General features: G+C 67.2%; 12 protein-coding genes. 6 read left to right on the top strand and 6 right to left on the bottom strand.

What is annotated here, in order from left to right:
• Positions 1-43 precede the first annotated feature (43 nt).
• Positions 44-1,618: a 2-polyprenylphenol 6-hydroxylase gene (gene ubiB, locus ACTZWT_RS17310; RefSeq protein ID WP_444770907.1), complete on the bottom strand. Its 1,575-nt coding sequence runs from the start codon at positions 1,616-1,618 to the stop codon at positions 44-46.
• Positions 1,615-2,376, bottom strand: coding sequence for a bifunctional demethylmenaquinone methyltransferase/2-methoxy-6-polyprenyl-1,4-benzoquinol methylase UbiE (gene ubiE, locus ACTZWT_RS17305; RefSeq protein ID WP_444770906.1), 762 nt, complete (start codon positions 2,374-2,376; stop codon positions 1,615-1,617). Before ubiE ends, ubiB begins: the two co-directional genes overlap by 4 nt.
• Positions 2,377-2,712: 336 nt before the next feature.
• Between ubiE and mutM the strand changes: the two genes are divergently transcribed.
• Positions 2,713-3,594, top strand: coding sequence for a bifunctional DNA-formamidopyrimidine glycosylase/DNA-(apurinic or apyrimidinic site) lyase (gene mutM / locus ACTZWT_RS17300; protein WP_444770905.1), 882 nt, complete (start codon positions 2,713-2,715; stop codon positions 3,592-3,594).
• A 224-nt stretch (positions 3,595-3,818) separates the two neighbouring features.
• Here mutM and ACTZWT_RS17295 read toward each other — a convergent pair whose 3' ends face one another.
• Positions 3,819-5,201, bottom strand: coding sequence for a peptidoglycan-binding protein (locus ACTZWT_RS17295; RefSeq protein ID WP_444770904.1), 1,383 nt, complete (start codon positions 5,199-5,201; stop codon positions 3,819-3,821).
• A gap of 320 nt (positions 5,202-5,521) precedes the next feature.
• On the opposite strand from ACTZWT_RS17295, the gene ACTZWT_RS17290 reads away from it, so the two are divergent.
• Complete coding sequence (locus tag ACTZWT_RS17290) at positions 5,522-6,322, top strand: HesA/MoeB/ThiF family protein (protein ID WP_444770903.1); 801 nt, start codon at positions 5,522-5,524, stop codon at positions 6,320-6,322.
• A gap of 200 nt (positions 6,323-6,522) precedes the next feature.
• Here ACTZWT_RS17290 and ACTZWT_RS17285 read toward each other — a convergent pair whose 3' ends face one another.
• Complete coding sequence (locus ACTZWT_RS17285) at positions 6,523-7,524, bottom strand: 2-hydroxyacid dehydrogenase (protein WP_444770902.1); 1,002 nt, start codon at positions 7,522-7,524, stop codon at positions 6,523-6,525.
• 329 nt (positions 7,525-7,853) lie between these two features.
• Between ACTZWT_RS17285 and ACTZWT_RS17280 the strand changes: the two genes are divergently transcribed.
• Entirely contained in the window at positions 7,854-8,333 is a 480-nt protein-coding gene (locus ACTZWT_RS17280) for an SH3 domain-containing protein (RefSeq protein WP_444770973.1), read from the top strand.
• A gap of 296 nt (positions 8,334-8,629) precedes the next feature.
• Here the strand turns inward: ACTZWT_RS17280 and irrA are convergent, their stop codons facing one another.
• Positions 8,630-9,076, bottom strand: a complete 447-nt coding sequence (gene irrA, locus ACTZWT_RS17275) for an iron response transcriptional regulator IrrA (RefSeq protein ID WP_444770901.1) — start codon at positions 9,074-9,076, stop codon at positions 8,630-8,632.
• Between the two features lie 301 nt (positions 9,077-9,377).
• On the opposite strand from irrA, the gene fabA reads away from it, so the two are divergent.
• The 3 genes from fabA (at position 9,378) to fabI (ending at position 12,251) form a co-directional block, all read left to right on the top strand.
• The gene (gene fabA, locus ACTZWT_RS17270; RefSeq protein ID WP_444770900.1) at positions 9,378-9,908 is read left to right on the top strand and encodes a 3-hydroxyacyl-[acyl-carrier-protein] dehydratase FabA; all 531 of its coding nucleotides are present in this window, start codon (positions 9,378-9,380) and stop codon (positions 9,906-9,908) included.
• Positions 9,909-9,982: 74 nt separating this feature from the next.
• Positions 9,983-11,209, top strand: a complete 1,227-nt coding sequence (gene fabB, locus ACTZWT_RS17265; RefSeq protein ID WP_444770899.1) for a beta-ketoacyl-ACP synthase I — start codon at positions 9,983-9,985, stop codon at positions 11,207-11,209.
• 196 nt (positions 11,210-11,405) lie between these two features.
• On the top strand, positions 11,406-12,251 hold the full coding sequence (fabI, locus tag ACTZWT_RS17260; RefSeq protein ID WP_444770898.1) for an enoyl-ACP reductase FabI: 846 nt from the start codon (positions 11,406-11,408) through the stop codon (positions 12,249-12,251).
• Positions 12,252-12,484: 233 nt separating this feature from the next.
• Here the strand turns inward: fabI and katG are convergent, their stop codons facing one another.
• Positions 12,485-14,680 carry a catalase/peroxidase HPI gene (gene katG, locus ACTZWT_RS17255; protein WP_444770897.1) on the bottom strand — a complete coding sequence of 732 codons (2,196 nt, stop codon included), beginning with the start codon at positions 14,678-14,680 and terminating at the stop codon, positions 12,485-12,487.
• Positions 14,681-14,781: the final 101 nt, after the last annotated feature.

The following is a 14,781-nucleotide window of genomic DNA, read 5'->3' as shown; positions in this document are numbered from 1 at the left end:
GGCATCACGCAATCAATGCAGTCGTGAAGCGCCTGCAATGCAATCAGAACCGCGACAGCGCGATCAGCACCCCGATGAAGGTCGCGGCGATCACCCACAGCGCGATGGTGCGGCCGCGGGTGCGGCCCCGCTCGTTGCGGCCGATCGCCGCGATGGTCTCAGGCGCCAGCACGAGGCCGTCCTTGGTCATCACTTCGAGCTGGTTCAGCACGGTGACGGCGCGCGACACGATGGTCGGCAGGCCGCTCAGCGTGTGGCCGAGCTCGCCGGCGCCGCCGAGCACGCCCTCGATCTTGCCGACCGGGCCGAGGTTGCGCTGGATCCATTCGCGCACCACGGGGTCGGCGACCTTCCAGATGTCGAGCTTCGGATCGAAGCTCCGCGCGACGCCTTCGACCACCACCATGGTCTTCTGCAGAAGTATCAACTCCGGCCGGGTCCGCATGTCGAACAGGCCGGTGACTTCGAGCAGCAGCGTCAGCAGCTTCGCCATCGAGATTTCTTCGGCGAGGCGGTTGTGGATCGGCTCGCCGATGGCGCGGATGGCCTGCGCGAAATTCTCGACCGAATGATGCGGCGGCACGTAGCCGGCCTCGAAATGGACTTCGGCGACGCGGCGATAGTTGCGGGTGATGAAGCCGAGCAGGATCTCGGCGAGGAAGCGCCGCTCCTTCGGCAACAGCCGCCCCATGATGCCGAAATCGACCGCAACTAATCGTCCCTCGGTGTCGAGGAACAGATTGCCCGGATGCATGTCGGCGTGGAAGAAGCCGTCGCGCAGCGCGTGGCGCAGGAAGCTCTGGATCACCTTGCGGCCGAGCTCGACGGTGTCGACATTGGCCTCGGCGAGGCGCTTGTGATCGTTCAGCGGGATGCCGTCGATCCACTCCATCGTCAGCACGTTGTGAGTGGTGCGGTCCCAGTCGACGGTGGGGACGCGGAAGTCCGGATCGTCTTTGGTGTTTTCCGCCATCTCGGAGGCGGCGGCGGCTTCCAGCCGCAGATCCATCTCCATCGCGACCGAGCGCGACATCGTATTGATGACTTCGATCAGCCGCAGCCGCCGCGCCTCGGACGAGTACATCTCGGCCTTCTCGGCGACGAAGAAGAAATCCGAAAGGTCGCGCCTGAAGCGCGCGGAGACGTTGGGCCGCAGCACTTTTACCGCGACCTGCTTCTGCTCGCCGCCGACCTCGACGACGCCGCGATGCACCTGCGCGATCGAGGCGGCGGCGACAGGCGGCGACAGGCTGACGAAGGCCTGCGCGATCGGCCGCTCCAGCGACGCGGCGATCACCGCCTCGGCTTCGGCCTGCGCGAATGGCGGCAGCCGGTCCTGCAGCGCTTCGAGATCCCGCGCCATCGCCACGCCGACGACGTCGGGCCGGGTGGCGAGAAACTGCCCGAGCTTGAGATAGGCCGGGCCGAGCCGCGTCAGCGCCCGCGACAGCCGCGCGCCGGACTTGGCGCCGGGCCGTTCGATCAGCCGCGCGAGGCGCACCGGCAACTGGCCGGCGGGCGGAATCAGCGACGGATCGACCACACCGAACACGCCCTCGCGCGCGAACACGAAGGCGGCGCGGGCGAGCCGCGCCACATGAGTGAGTGATGCGATCACAAACGCCAGCCCGAATGCAGCGCGACGATGCCGCCGCTCAGCACCTGCCAGTTGACGCGCGCGAAGCCGGCGTCGCGCATCATCTCGCCGAAATCGGCGGGCTTGGGAAATTTGCGGATCGATTCGACCAGATATTGATAGCTCTCGGCGTCGCCGGTGACGACGCGGCCGATCTGCGGAATCACCTTGAACGAGAACAGGTCGTAGATCTTGGCGAGGCCCGGCACGTCGACGCTGGAGAATTCGAGGCACAGGAAGCGGCTGCCCGGCTTCAGCACCCGATGGGCTTCCTTCAGCGCCAGATCGATCCGCGGCACGTTGCGGATGCCGAAGGCGATCGTATAGGCATCAAAGCTCTTGTCGGGGAACTGCAGCGCCTCGGCATTGCCTTCGACGAACTCGACCTGGCCGTCGAGATGGCGCTCGACCGCACGCTGGCGGCCGACCTCGAGCATGTCGGTGTTGATGTCGCAGACGGTGGCCTGGAAGCCCGCGCCGGACGCTTTCGCCGCGCGAAACGAGATGTCGCCGGTGCCGCCGGCGACGTCGAGCAGGCGGAACGGCTGGTCGTCGCGCGGCGGGTTCAGGGTCGTGATCATCACGTCCTTCCACAGCCGGTGCATGCCGCCCGACATCAGGTCGTTCATCAGGTCGTAGCGGCTGGCGACGCTGTGGAACACGTCGTTGACCATCGTCTGCTTGTCCTGCAGCGGAACGTCGCGATAGCCGAAATGCGTGGTCTGGCCCGGCTCGGTCATGCCTTCAACTCCTGCATACGGACGGTTCTCCAGGGCGCGATGCCGCCCGGAACACGAAATGCCGCTCCGCGGCGGACCATATAGCGCGCCGGGGCGGCAGGCGCTATCACCTGAATGCCTTATGGGACCGACGCGACATGCCGCCAGCGACATCGGCCACACCACTTCCACGTCATGCCCGGGCTCGTCCCGGGCATCCACGCCTTGAACCGCGAGCTGTGCCCGCGGCCGTGGATGGCCGGGTCGAGCCCGGCCATGACGGCGTGAGGGGCGTGCAGGTCCTGGACGCTCCCCGCGTCGAAAGGTCCGCGGCAACTGGCAGCAGGCTTGTCTCGCATGCCTGAACTGCCCGAAGTCGAAACCGTCCGCCTCGGGCTGCAGCCGGCCATGGAGGGATTCCGGATCGACCGCGCGGTGGCGAACCGCGGCGATCTGCGGTTTTCGTTTCAACCCGACTTCGCCGCGCGGCTGACCGGGCAGACCATCACCGGGCTGGGGCGGCGCGCCAAATATCTGCTGGCCGATCTGTCGAGCGGCGACGTGCTGCTGATGCATCTCGGCATGTCGGGCTCGTTCCGGGTGGTGAACGGGGCCGCCGCCACCACGCCCGGCGAGTTCCACCATCCGCGCAGCGAGGACCGCACCCACGACCACGTTGTGTTCGAGATGTCGAGCGGCGCGCGGGTGATCTTCAACGACCCGCGGCGATTCGGCTTCATGAAGATCTTTCCGCGCGCGACCATCGAGGACGAGCCGCACCTCAAGGGCCTCGGCCCCGAGCCGCTCGGCAACGCCTTCGACGCCAAGATGCTGGCGCGAGCCTGCGCCGGCAAGCAGACCTCGCTGAAGGCCGCCCTGCTCGACCAGCGCGTCGTCGCCGGGCTCGGCAACATCTATGTCTGCGAGGCGCTGTGGCGCGCGCATCTGTCGCCGAAGAGGAAGGCATCGACGCTGGCCGACCGCAAAGGCGCGCCGACCGACCGCGCCGGGCGGCTGGTGGATGCGATCCGCGCGGTGCTCGGCGACGCCATCAAGGCCGGCGGCTCGTCGCTGCGCGACCACCGCCAGACAAGCGGCGAACTCGGTTACTTCCAGCATTCCTTCGCGGTGTACGACCGCGAGGACGAACGCTGCCGGACGCCGGGATGCAATGGCACGGTGAAGCGCTTCGTGCAGAACGGCCGGTCGACGTTCTGGTGCGGGGGGTGTCAGAAGTAGTTGCGGTGTAGTCGCCGGCGTCGTGCTCGGCTCGCCCTCACCCCAACCCTCTCCCGCAGGCGGGAGAGGGGGCTCGTTGTGCGCGGGGTAAGGCCCTGCATCAAACACAAACAGCGATCGAGATCATTCTCATAAGTCGCCCCGCGACGCGGCCGGACTCCCTCTCCCGCTTGCGGGAGAGGGGTGGGGTGAGGGCGACGCGGGCACGGCGCCGGTGATAGTTGTTACTTCCGCACGCAGATCACACGGACGACGCTGGCCTTGGCGTCGCCGGCGGCGTCGGTCGCGGGCTTGATGGCGTTGCTCACGAGAAACTTACGCACCGTCTCGGCATCCACCAGCGCGGCTTGCGGTGCGGCGGCGCCGTTGGTCGCGCCAGCGACGACCGAGGGGCGCAGCAAGGCGATGCCGGCGAATTTGCCGTCGGCGTCGCGCGCCGGGGCGCCGGAGAAGCCGAGGCCGGGCGCCGGCGACAGCGCGAGGCCGCCATTGCTGCCGACCGGCGATACGCCGGCCTTGCCGACGCTGACCGCGGCGCCGCCGCCCTGGCTCTGCGGATCGGCGATGCCGGTCAGATCGACGGACGCTTTCGCCGCGCCACTGCCGAGCGGCAGCGGCTTCAGGCCGCGCGCGCCATAGATCCGCAGCAGCGCCAGATCGTGCGCCCTGTCGCTCGCGGCGAGATCGGCATTGCCGTGTGCTGCGATTTGTCCTGCGATCACGATCGACTGGCAGGCCTCGACCGCCTCGCGATCGGCGAGGATGGCGCCGTCGTCGCTGACGATGGTGCCGGTGGAATACTCGACCTTCTTGCGCGGCGGCGGACCGGCCAGCGCGCCGGACGGGAACGGATTGAACGCGCTCGACATCGCGATCACCACCGGCTGCATCGTGCCCTCGGTGGCCTGATCGTACAGGATGGTGAGGATGCGCACCTCGGCGTCCTTGAACGCGCCGCGGATGTAGAATTTCTTCAGGCCCTGGGTGCCCGACAGCACGAAGAAATCCGGCTTCACCGCGCTGTAGCTCACCTTGCGGCCGGGCTCCTTCTTCTCCTGATCGGCGAGCTTCGCGGCGGTGATTCCGGCTTCCTTGCGATGCGTCAGCGCGATCTGGATGGTGCCGGTCGACGACGCCCATCGGCTGCCAGTGGCGTCGCTCGCCTGCTGCGGCGCCAGCTTGGCCGGAACGCCGAGCCGCGCGCCGGTGACCGGATCGGCGAGCAGCTTCCAGCCGACATTGCCCTGCAGGTTTCGCGCAGCGGCGGTGAGCTGGGCGCGTTCCTGCGGATTGAGCACGCCGGTCGGCTTGCCGCCGTGATTCTTCTGGAAAGCCTTGATCGCCGTGACCATGCGGTCGGAGGCTTCGCCGTTGATCACGCCATTGTAGTCGCCGGTCCAGGCGAGATCGGACTGGATCGCCTGTCGCTCCGCCGCCGTCATCGCCTGCGCGGTCTCGGCCGGGGTCTGCAGCGCCGGGCGGATCGGCGTGGTCGCGACCGGCTTCGGCTTGACGCCGGGCACGGCACCGGACGGCGGCGCGGTCTGCGCCGCGGCGAGGCCGCTGGCGCCGACGATGATCAAGGTTGCGGCCAGCATCGCTCTCATGACATGTCCCGCCTGCGTCGCGCCTCGTTGAGCCTCGGCGCAGATAACCATAGATGCTTGGTCGGAAACAACGCCGGCCGGGTTCGATGTTCCGGGGGCTTGTCGCGCGACCTGCCTCGGCGTGCACAAGCGTCGTCATCCTGAGGCGCGCGCCGATCCTCGGCGCGCCTCGAAGGATGCGGAGGCGAGCACCGGCGCCCGCGGCCCATCCTTCGAGACGCCCCGGCTTCGCCCTGTCGGGCTTCGCCGGGGCTCCTCAGGATGACGGTGGTGGGCGCGGAAACGAGACGACGACAGACGTTGAAGGACACCACCCCACCATGCTGAGCGCCGAGGAACTCGAACGCTACGCCCGCCATATCGTGCTGCGCGAGGTCGGCGGGCCGGGGCAGGCGGCGCTGCGGCGCGCGCGGGTGCTGGTGGTCGGCGCCGGCGGGCTCGGCGCGCCGGTGCTGATGTATCTGGCGGCGGCGGGCGTCGGCACGCTGCACGTCGTCGACGACGATGTGGTGTCGCTGTCCAACCTGCAGCGCCAGGTGATTCATGCGACGCCGGATATCGGCGCGCGCAAGGTCGACAGTGCGGCGGCGCGGATCGCGGCGCTCAATCCGCATGTCGAAGTCGTGCCGCATGCGACGCGCCTCACCGCCGCGAATGCGCTAGGGCTGATCGGCGATTGCGACCTGGTGCTCGACGGCTCGGACAATTTCGCCACGCGCTATCTGGTGTCGGACGCCTGCTTCATCGCGAAGAAGCCGCTGATCACCGCGGCGCTGGGCCCGTTCGACGGCTCGCTGACGACGATCAGGGCGCACGAGAAAAACGCCGCCGGCGAGTTCAACCCGACCTATCGCTGCCTGTTTCCGGAAGCGCCGCCGCCCGGCACGGTGCCGGCCTGCGAGGAGGCCGGGGTGATGGGCGCGCTGGCCGGGCTCCTCGGCTCGATGATGGCGCTGGAGGCGATCCGCGAGATCGTCGGCTTCGGCGAGGGGCTGGTCGGACGACTGCTGATGATCGACGCGCGGAGCATGCGATTCGAGACGCTGCGCTATTCGCGCGACCCGGCCAATCCGCTGAACGGGGATGCGCCGAAGATCCATGATCTGGGCGGGCATCGGTAGGAGCAGGACTGCGGACTCACTGCCCGCGGCGCCCTCACCCCGGCCCTCTCCCGCAAGCGGGAGAGGGAGTCAGGCCGCATGCGGTTCGAATGGTCTTGTTCATGCTCTGACTCAGCAACGCGCACGGCGAGCCCCCTCTCCCGCTTGCGGGAGAGGGTTGGGGTGAGGGCTCGCGGGCACGGCTTTAGAGCCTCGAAGCCCTACAACATCCCGGGCAGGACGCGATCCGGCGGCTTGTGGTTGTCGAGGAAGGTGCGGATGTTGATGATGACCTTCTCGCCCATCTCGACGCGGCCTTCGATCGTCGCCGAGCCCATATGCGGCAGCAGCACCACCTTGCCGTGCTTGGCGAGGCGCACCAGCTTCGGATTGACCGCGGGCTCGTGCTCGTAGACGTCGAGGCCGGCGCCGGCGATGTCGCCGGCTTCGATCAGCCGGGTCAGCGTTTCCTCGTCGATCACCTCGCCGCGCGCGGTGTTGACGATGAAGGCGTCCTTGCGGACCAGCTTCAGGCGGCGCGCCGACAGGAGATGGAAGGTCGCGGGCGTGTGCGGACAGTTGACCGAGATGATGTCCATCCGCGCCAGCATCTGGTCGAGCGAATCCCAATAGGTCGCGCCGAGTTCGTCGGCGATCCGCGGCGCCACCGGCTTGCGGTTGTGATAATGGATCTGCAGCCCGAAGGCGCGGGCGCGGCGCGCCACCGCCTGGCCGATCCGGCCCATGCCGATGATGCCGAGGCGCTTGCCGCCGAGACGGCGGCCGAGCATCCAGGTCGGCGACCAGCCGGGCCATTCGCCGCCGTCGGTGAGCAAGGCGGCGCCCTCGATCAGCCGGCGCGGCACCGCGAGAATCAGCGCCATCGTCATGTCGGCGGTGTCTTCGGTGAGCACCTTGGGCGTGTTGGTGACGGTGATGCCGCGCGCATGCGCCGCGGCGACGTCGATATTGTCGATGCCGTTGCCGAAATTCGCGATCAGCCGCAGCTTGCAGTCGGGCTGGTTCAGCATCTCGCTGGTGATCGAATCGGTGACGGTCGGCACCAGGATGTCGGCGGTGCGCGCGGCCTCGGCGAGTTGCTCGGCCGACATCGGCTCGTCGTCGAGATTGAGCCGGGCATCGAACAGTTCGCGCATCCGGGTTTCGATCGAGTCCGGAAGCTTGCGGGTGACGACCACCAGAGGCTTTTTCTTCACCGACATTCAACCGCTCTCTGACGAGTCTGGCGAGACTGTTTAGTCCGCATTAACCCAGCTGTTCGACACTCCCGCTGCAGCGCGACCGCAGGGGCCAAGTCGGCCAAGTCTGTTTGGCCAAGTCCCTTCCGATCGGTCCCTTCACCACCTTGGGGTTACCGGATGCCTTCCGGCCTTCTCTAGCAGAAGACCGCGCCAAGACAAGGACCCCGGGAAACGGACCCCGGGACAGGGACCTTCGGAGCTTCACCGAAGCGGCCGCGCACATCATTCGAGTGGAGAGCGTGTCGATGAAGCTGACGAAACCGATCGCGGGATTGTTGTTCGCAGGTGCGATGGTAGGTGCGGCGGCGCCGTCATTCGCTGCGAAGGATTCGCCGCTGTCGGCCAGCGGCCTGCCGGTGCCGCGCTACGTCAGTCTCAAGTCGGATCACGTCAACGTCCGGATCGGCCCGACCAAGGACAACGACGTCGCCTGGGTCTACACCCGCGCCGGGCTGCCGGTGGAGATCACCGCCGAGTTCGAGAACTGGCGGCGGGTGCGGGATTCGGAAGGCGCCGAGGGCTGGGTGTATCACTCGCTGCTGTCCGGCCGCCGCACCGCGGTGATTACCATGAAGGACAAGGACGAACTGGCGACGCTGTATGAAAGCGCCTCGGCCGACAGCGCGGTGGCGGCGCGGCTGCAGGCCGGCGTGGTGGCGCAGATCAAGCGCTGCGACGCGGTCTGGTGCCGGATCTCCGGCCAGGGCTTCGACGGCTGGATCGAGAAGCAGCGGCTGTGGGGCGTCTATGCGGACGAGCAGGTGAAATGAGCTGATTGTCGCGCGAGGCTGCGACTCGCGTCGCCCTCACCCCAGCCCTCTCCCGCAAGCGGGAGAGGGAGCGCGCTGCGTTGTGGGGCGAGCTTTTCCGTTCGGCTCCAAGCTCAGCAAAGATGCACAGCGAGCTCCCTCTCCCGCCCTTGCGGGGGAGGGTTGGGGTGGGGGCGCGACGGGGGCAGTCGGCGTGATTCTGCACAAAACGTAGGCACAACGCTGTGCGCCGCTGCCTACCCCTACGAAGTCACTAGGACGTCACAATCACTCTGGAATAGGTCGAAACAGGCCGTTCAGGCCTTCCGGCGCAGCCGGACGACGACGTCGACGCGGGCGATTTCGTAGCCGTCCGGAACCTCCGGGGTCGAGCGCAGCGCGACGTGCTGATCCGGAATATCGATCAGCTCGTGATTGTTCTCGAGATAGAAGTGCTGATGCGCCGACACGTTGGTGTCGAAATAGGTCTTGGTGCCGTCGACGCTGACCTGACGCAGCAGGCCGACATCGGTGAGCTGATTGAGGGTGTTGTAGACCGTCGCCAGCGACACCGGAACCTTGGCCTGGCTGGCCTCTTCGTACAGCATTTCCGCGGTCAGATGCCGGTCGCCCTTGCTGAACAGCAGCCAGCCGAGCGCCATGCGCTGACGCGTCGGACGCAGGCCGACCGACTGCAGCATTTCGTTGACGTCGTGCCAGGGGCAGCCATTGAGGTGCGGCTCGACAGCATGGGCCGAGGTCACATGGTCCTCTCGCGAATATGTCGCACGCTCACCGATGTCCACGTCCGCAATCCCCTATGTTCGATCTTCTGATTATAGGAAGCATTCCAATAGCGTGCAAGCGCCTCGCAACTGGAGCGCCTCGGAGGTTTGACTTAAGGAGGAATACGGAGGTGCCGCTTTGACGGGTCATATGCCTATGTTAGACACCGCCGCGCGTTTCCGTTGCACAAGGAACGGGCGTGCGCCGGCCGCTCGAACGACAAGGCCCGACCGGGACTGTCGCGGCCGAATTCCGGAAAACTGATAGAGGCAGAGCCGCATGCAGGACCGTCGTTCCAGCTACGATTATGAAGACCTGCTGGCCTGCGGCCGCGGCGAACTGTTCGGCGCCGGCAACGCGCAATTGCCGCTGCCGCCGATGCTGATGTTCGACCGCATCACCGAGATCAACGACACCGGCGGCGAGCACGGCAAGGGGCTGATCCGCGCCGAGCTCGACGTGAACCCGGACCTGTGGTTCTTCGCCTGCCACTTCAAGGGCGACCCGGTGATGCCGGGCTGCCTCGGGCTGGACGCGATGTGGCAGCTGGTCGGCTTCTTCCTCGGCTGGTCCGGCGGCCTCGGCCCCGGCCGCGCGCTCGGCCTCGGCGAACTGAAATTTTCCGGCCAGGTTCAGCCGAACATCAAAAAGGTCGTGTACAACATCGACGTCAAGCGGGTGATGCGGTCCAAGCTCTGGCTCGGCATCGCCGACGGAACGATGGCGGCCGATGGCGAGATTTTCTATCGCGCCAAGGATCTGAAAGTCGGTCTGTTCAAGCAGGACGCCGCAGTTCAGCCTGCCGTCTGAGTTAACGACGACAGCATCGAAATCCGTTCGAGCCGGCACGGTTCGACCAACGACAAGCAATGAACGAGGCGAGCATGAGACGGGTTGTTGTCACGGGGATGGGGATCGTCTCATCGATCGGAAACAACACACAGGAGGTGCTGGCGAGCCTGCACGACGCCAAGTCGGGCATCTCGCGCGCCGAGAAGCACGCCGAGCTCGGGTTCCGCTCGCAGGTCCAGGGCCTGCCGTCGCTGAACCCGGCCGACGTGGTCGATCGCCGCGCGATGCGCTTCCTGGGTGAAGGCGCGGCGTGGAACCACGTCGCGATGGAACAGGCGCTGGCCGATTCCGGGCTCGAGGAAAAAGACATCTCCAATCCGCGCACCGGCATCGTGATGGGCTCGGGCGGCCCGTCGGCGCGCACCATCGTCGAGGCCGCCGACATCACGCGGACCAAGGGCCCGAAGCGGGTCGGCCCGTTCGCGGTGCCGAAGGCGATGTCGTCGACGGCGTCGGCGACGCTCGCCACCTGGTTCAAGATCAAGGGCGTCAACTACTCGATCTCCTCGGCCTGCGCGACCTCCAACCACTGCATCGGCAACGCCTACGAGCTGATCCAGTGGGGCAAGCAGGACGTGGTGTTCGCCGGCGGCTGCGAGGAACTCGACTGGTCGCTGTCGGTGCTGTTCGACGCGATGGGGGCGATGAGCTCGAAATACAACGACACCCCGGCCACCGCGTCGCGGCCCTATGACGTGTCGCGCGACGGCTTCGTGATCGCCGGCGGCGCCGGCGTGCTGGTGCTCGAAGAGCTGGAGCACGCCAAGGCGCGCGGCGCCAAGATCTACGGCGAGATCATCGGCTACGGCGCCACTTCGGACGGCTACGACATGGTCGCCCCCTCGGGCGAAGGCGCCGAGCGCTGCATGCAGATGGCGCTGGCGACCACCGGCGGCATCAAGATCGACTACATCAACCCGCACGCCACCTCGACCCCGGCCGGCGACCCGCCGGAGATCGCAGCGCTGCGCAACGTGTTCGGCGCCGGCGACAAGTGCCCGCCGATCTCCGCCACCAAGGCGCTGACCGGGCATTCGCTCGGCGCCACCGGCGTGCAGGAGGCGATCTATTCGCTGCTGATGATGCAGAACGGCTTCATCTGCGAGAGCGCCAACATCACCGAGCTCGACCCGGCCTTCGCCGACATGCCGATCGTGCGCAAGCGGATCGACAACGCCCAGCTCGGCGCCGTGCTGTCGAACTCGTTCGGCTTCGGCGGCACCAACGCGACGCTGGTGTTCAAGCAGCTGGACGCGTGATCTTTCCAACCTCTCCCCGCCCTGCGCGGGGAGAGGTCGACCTTGGCGCGCCAGCGCGAAGGTCGGGTGAGGGGCCGGGCAATGCCCTCACCTCGCCAGCAGCATTCGCGGGCCGGAGAGCCCCTCACCCCAGCCCTCTCCCCGCAAGAGCGGGGCGAGGGAGCAAGCCCAATGCGCGGCGGAGCCAGAGAACCACATGCAATCACTGATGCAGGGCAAGCGCGGCCTGATCATGGGCGTCGCCAACAATCATTCGCTCGCCTGGGGGATCGCCAAGACGCTGGCGGCGCACGGCGCCGAACTCGCCTTCACCTATCAGGGCGACGCGCTCGGCAAGCGGGTCAAGCCGCTGGCGCAATCGCTGAACGCCGAGCTGGTGCTGCCCTGCGACGTCGAGGACATCGCCAGCGTCGACGCGGTGTTCGCGACGCTGAAGGAGAAATGGGGCGGGCTGGATTTCGTCGTCCACGCCATCGGCTTTTCGGACAAGAACGAACTCAAGGGCCGCTACGCCGACACGTCGCGCGAAAACTTCTCGCGCACCATGGTGATCTCCTGCTTCTCCTTCACCGAGATCGCCAAGCGCGCCGCCGAGCTGATGCCGGCCTCCGGCGGGGCGATGATCACGCTGACCTATGGCGGCGCGACGCGGGTGATGCCGAACTACAATGTGATGGGCGTGGCCAAGGCGGCGCTGGAAGCCAGCGTGCGCTACCTCGCCTCCGATTACGGCCCGCGCAACATCCGCGTCAACGCGATCTCGGCCGGCCCGGTGCGGACGCTGGCCGGCGCCGGTATCGCGGACGCGCGGATGATGTTCAACTACCAGCTCCGCCACGCGCCGCTGCGGCGCACAGTGTCGATCGAGGACGTCGGCGGCTCGGCGCTGTATCTGCTGTCGGAGCTGTCGAACGGCGTCACCGGCGAAATCCACTTCGTCGATTCCGGCTACAACATCATCTCGATGCCGCAGCCCGACGCGCTCAAGACCGTCGACGAAGCCGAAACCGCCGCCGAACAGCGCGCGGCGACGGGGGAGTAGCGCGGCGCTGCCACGCCCCATCCGTCATCCTGAGGTGCGCGCCCTTGCGCGCCTCGAAGGATGAGGCGACGGGTGCAAGCGGCCATCCTTCGAGACGCTCGACTTCGCCCTCCGGGCGAGGCCGAGCTCCTCAGGATGACGGCGGATGAGTTGCGGCGCGGAGCGAAAAGAACCCACCAACGCAAAAAGGGCGGCCCGGAGGCCGCCCTTTCGCGTCTTGATATCAGCCGCGCTTACTTCGCGACGATGTCGAAGCGGTCGGCGTTCATCACCTTGGTCCAGGCGGCGACGAAGTCCTGGGCGAACTTCGGCTGGGCGTCGGACTGGGCGTAGACTTCGGCGAGCGCGCGCAGCTGCGAGTGCGAGCCGAACACCAGGTCGACGCGGGTGCCGGTCCAGCGCAGTTCGCCGGTCTTGCGATCGCGGCCTTCATAGACGCCTTCGGTGGCCGACGGCGACCAGGCGGTCTTCATGTCGAGCAGGTTGACGAAGAAGTCGTTGGTCAGCTTCTCCGGCCGGTCGGTGAACACGCCGTGGGGCGTGCTGCCGACATTGCCGCCGAGCACGCGCAGCCCGCCGAGCAGCACCGTCATTTCCGGCGCGGTCAGGTTCAGCAGTTGCGCCCGATCGACCAGCGATTCCTCCGGCGACATGTACTGCTTGCGCTTGCCGATGAAGTTGCGGAAGCCGTCGGCGCGCGGCTCCAGCGGCTTGAACGAGTCGGCGTCGGTCTGCTCGGCCGAGGCGTCCATCCGGCCCGGGGTGAACGGCACCTCGAGCTCGGTGCCGGCATCCTTGGCGGCCTTTTCGACCGCCGCCGCGCCGCCGAGCACGATCAGATCGGCGAGCGAGACCTTCTTGCCGTCGGTCTGGGCGGCGTTGAACTCGGTCTGGATCGCCTCGAGCTTGCTCAGCACCTTTGCGAGATCGGCCGGCTGGTTGACCTCCCAGTCCTTCTGCGGCGCAAGCCGGATGCGGCCGCCATTGGCGCCGCCGCGCTTGTCGGAGTGCCGATAGGTCGAGGCCGAGGCGAACGCCGCGGAGACGAGCTGCGACACCGACAGGCCGGAGCCGAGGATCTTCGCCTTGAGATCGGCGATGTCCTTGGCGCTGACCAGCTCGTGATCGACCGGCGGGATCGGGTCCTGCCAGATCAGGTCTTCCTTCGGCACCAGCTTGCCGCGATAGCGGACCTTCGGCCCCATGTCGCGATGGGTCAGCTTGAACCAGGCGCGGGCGAAGGCGTCGGCGAACTGATCCGGGTTCTCCAGGAAGCGGCGCGAGATCTTCTCGTAGGCCGGGTCGAAGCGCAGCGACAGGTCGGTGGTCAGCATCGTCGGCAGGCGCTTCTTGTTCGGATCGAACGGATCCGGAATATTCGCCTCGGCGTTCTTGGCCTTCCACTGCTTGGCGCCGGCCGGGCTCTTGTCGAGCTCCCATTCGAAGCCGAACAGATTTTCGAAGAAGAAGTTGCTCCACTGCGTCGGGGTCTGGGTCCAGATCACTTCCGGGCCGCCGGTGATGGCGTCGGCGCCGACGCCGGTGCCGAACTTGCTCTTCCAGCCGAGGCCCTGATCCTCCAGCCCGCCGGCTTCCGGCTCCGCGCCGATGAAGGACGGATCACCCGCGCCGTGGGTCTTGCCGAAGGTGTGACCTCCGGCGATCAGCGCTACGGTCTCTTCGTCGTTCATCGCCATGCGGGCGAAGGTCTCGCGGATGTCCTTGGCGGCCGCGACCGGGTCGGGATTGCCGTTGGGGCCTTCCGGGTTGACGTAGATCAGGCCCATCTGCACCGCGCCGAGCGGATCGGACAGTTCGCGCTCGCCGCTGTAGCGCTCGTCGCCGAGCCAGCTGCCTTCCGGACCCCAGAACAGCTCTTCCGGCTCCCAGGTGTCGGCACGGCCGCCGGCGAATCCGAAGGTCTTGAAGCCCATCGATTCCAGCGCGACGTTGCCGGTCAGCACGTAGAGGTCGGCCCACGAGATCTTGTTGCCGTATTTCTGCTTGATCGGCCACAGCAGCCGGCGCGCCTTGTCGAGATTGGCGTTGTCCGGCCACGAATTCAGCGGCGCGAAGCGCTGCTGCCCGGCGCCGGCGCCGCCGCGGCCGTCGGTGGTGCGATAGGTGCCGGCCGAATGCCAGGCCATGCGGATGAACAGGCCGCCATAATGACCGAAATCCGCCGGCCACCATTCCTGCGAATCGGTCATCAGCGCGTGCAGGTCCTTGATCACCGCGTCGAGATCGAGGCTTTCGAATTCGCGGGCGTAGTCGAACGCCCGCCCCATCGGATCGGACAGCGTCGAATTACGGTGCAGGAGGCTGATGTCGAGATGGTCCGGCCACCAGTCGGCGTTCTTGCGCCCGCGCGCGCCGCCATGGGGGAACGGGCATTTGCCGGCGCCGTTGTCGTCTGTCTTTGCGTCCATCGTTGCTCTCCGTCGTCGCCTGCCATTGTGGTCGCGTCGTTCGAACGCGTGATGACAGTGTGAGTGTTGGGTCAGGAATGCCGCGGACGCGGGGGGCCGTC

The organism is Rhodopseudomonas sp. NSM (assembly GCF_052445935.1).
Classification (GTDB): Bacteria; Pseudomonadota; Alphaproteobacteria; order Rhizobiales; family Xanthobacteraceae; genus Rhodopseudomonas.
The sequence above is the reverse complement of the archived record's forward strand: the minus strand, read 5'-3'. Positions and strand labels throughout refer to the sequence as shown.